Consider the following 2,754-nt stretch of genomic DNA (forward strand, 5'->3'; position numbering starts at 1 on the left):
CCTACCTTGCGCTCCACCAGGCCCACCAGATCAAACAGCAGCGCCAAAATCAGGCCGTGGGAGACCATCTGCACCATTGCTCCCGTCAAGCTAATCGGCGTGGCCGCCGCCATGCCCAGCAGGATGTAGCCCATATGGCCGATGGAGCTGTAGGCCACCATGCGCTTGATGTCTTTTTGGGCGATGGCCGCCAAAGCCCCCGACAGCACAGCAATAGCCCCCCACCAGGCCAGCAGCCCACTCAGATCGGCCCAAGCCTGGGGAAACAACTGCAGCCCAAAGCGAAACAGACCATAGGTGCCCAACTTGGAGAGCACCCCTCCCAGCAGCACCGCCACCGGCGGGGAAGACTCGCCGTAGGCGTCGGGCAGCCAGGTGTGGAAGGGCACCAGCGGCATCTTGATGCCAAAGGCCACAATCAAAGCCAACAGGGCCAGGGTTTGGGCAGCGGGGCCCAGGGAGCTGATGCGAATCTCGGCCAGCTCAAAAGTATGGGGATCCCCCAGCCAGTAGACGGCCAGAAACGCCCCCAACAGGAAGACGGCGGAAACAGCGGTGTAGATCAAAAACTTGATGGCGGCATAATCCCGCTTGGGGCTGCCCCAGATGGAAATGAGCAAGTAGATCGGGATCAGCACCAGCTCGTAAAAGAGGAAAAACAACAGCAGGTTCTGGGCGGCAAAAGCCCCGTTGACCGACCCACTCATCAGCAGAATGCAGCCGTAAAAGAGATTGGGCCGCTTGGTCTCCGGCTCAGCCGTCAAAATGGCGATGAGAGTGAGCAGCCCGTTCAGGGCCACCATCAACAAAGCCAGCCCGTCCAAGCCCAGGGAGTAGCTCAGCCCGATTTGCGGGATCCAATCCCACCGCTGCTCCCACTGAAAGCCAGTTGCCTGCACGTCAAAGCGGGTAAATAGAAACAGCGAGATGGCCAACGGGATCCCGGCCAGGACCACCGCCAGCTTTCGCCCTCCCAAGCCCAGGAACAGCAGCAGGGATCCCAAAATCGGCAACACAATCAAGGCACTCAGCATGGTCTTTTCCCTCTTTCTTAAGGCTTAAGGACTCCGTCCCCCTCTGCCTAGAGAATTAGCCAGCCCAGCAGGGCCACCCCCACCACAATCGTCAGCACATAGGCCTGCAACTGGCCGGAGGTGGTGTATTTCAAAACCTGACCTCCTGCCAGCACAACTAAGCTGGTCAAATTCACCACGCCGTCCACCACGTAGCGGTCAAAGAGGGCCGTAACCTCAGAAATGATGCGCACCACAAACACCACGCTGGCGCGGTAGAGCTTGGGGGTGTAGAAGTCGTTGGCCAGCAGATCCTGCCAGTCGGCCAAGAAAGCCCAGTCCACTGGCCGCCGCCCCCGCGGCAGGTACAGCCAGGCTCCCAACGCGATGCCCGCCAAGCTGGATCCGGCCATCACCGCAATCGGGATCCCCTGCAGAGCCGGCAAGAGATCCAAGGCCGCCAGAATCATCGGCACATGCAGCGTCACCCCCATCATGGCCGTGCTGGGCAACATCATCGGCCAGTGCACCTCTGGGGAGCGCTCGCTCATCTGCTGCGGCTTGCCTCCCCAAACCAGGCCGAATACCCGCGTCAGCCCCAGCGCCGTTACCGCGTTGGTGACCAGCACCACTGCCGCCCACAGCCCCTGCCCCGATTGCGCCAACTGCTGCCACAGATCCGTCAGCACCCAGAAGGAGCCGAAAGGCGGCAGGGCCACCATGCCGGCCATCCCCGTCAAAAAGCACAGGCCGGAAATGGGCCGCCGCGACCACAAGCCCCCCAGATAGCGCAGATCCTGGGTAATGCTGTTCCAGATCACCATGCCCAGCGCCATCACCAGCAAGGCCATCGCCGGCGCATAGGTGAGCAGCAGTTGGTAGGCCTGTTGCGTGTGTCCTGTGCCCACCGCTACAAAGATCAAGCCCATGTAGGCGCTCACCAGGTAGGACAAGGCCCGCTTGGCATCAATTTGGGCCAGGGCCACCAGGGATCCCCCCACTGCCGTCAGCCCCCCGATCACCAGCATCAGCCGCAACACCGTCGGGGAAAGCTCATAGAGCGGCTGCAGCCGAATCAACACCCAAGCTCCTGTGCCCACCACCACCGCATTGCGCAAGATCGTAGAGGGGATCGGCCCTTCCATCGCCTCATCCAGCCACAGATGCAGAGGGAACTGGGCACACTTGCCCACAGGGCCGGCCAGCAACCCCAGCCCCACCAAGGCGATCAAGTTCGGATCCACAGAGATAGCTCCTGCCTGCACCGACTTTGCCCAAGCCGTCAAGTCCTCAAACTCCCAGGATCCCGTCAAAGGATAGATGGCGATGACCCCCATCAAGAGCAACAGGTCGCCGATGCGCTTGGTTAGAAAAGCATCCCGGGCCCCAGTTACCACCAGCGATTGGTTAAACCAAAAGCCCACCAACAGGTAGGTGCCCAGAGTCAAAATCTCCAGGATGACGTAGCTGAAAAACAAAGAGTCGCACAGAGCCAGAGCGCACATCCCCCCCTCAAACAGGCCCAGCAGCGAGAAGAACCGCGCCCAGCCCCAGTCCATTTCCATGTAGCCAAAGCCGTAGATCTGGGCCGCCAGGTTTAGCCCCGTCACCAGGGCGCAGGCCCCCAGCGTTAGCGATGAAACCTGCAGCGGCAGCTCCAACACCAGATCCCCTACCTGCAGCCAGGGCAGCCGAATCACCTGCGCCGGCTGATCCCAAATCGCCACCAGCGCCCCCACAC

The 2,754-nt window shown here is 61.3% G+C and carries 2 protein-coding genes; both read right to left on the reverse strand.

Translation table 11 applies throughout. From position 1 onward, the window contains the following. On the reverse strand, positions 1 to 1,034 hold a 1,034-nt coding region (locus NW809_RS11770), incomplete at its 3' end, for an NADH-quinone oxidoreductase subunit M (protein ID WP_414402217.1). A gap of 47 nt (positions 1,035 to 1,081) precedes the next feature. After that, positions 1,082 to 2,754, reverse strand: a 1,673-nt coding sequence (locus tag NW809_RS11775) for an NAD(P)H-quinone oxidoreductase subunit F (protein WP_414402218.1), incomplete at its 5' end; no start/stop codon positions are given.

This window comes from Synechococcus sp. WC101 (assembly GCF_047461555.1).
Taxonomy (GTDB): Bacteria; Cyanobacteriota; Cyanobacteriia; order Thermostichales; family Thermostichaceae; genus Thermostichus.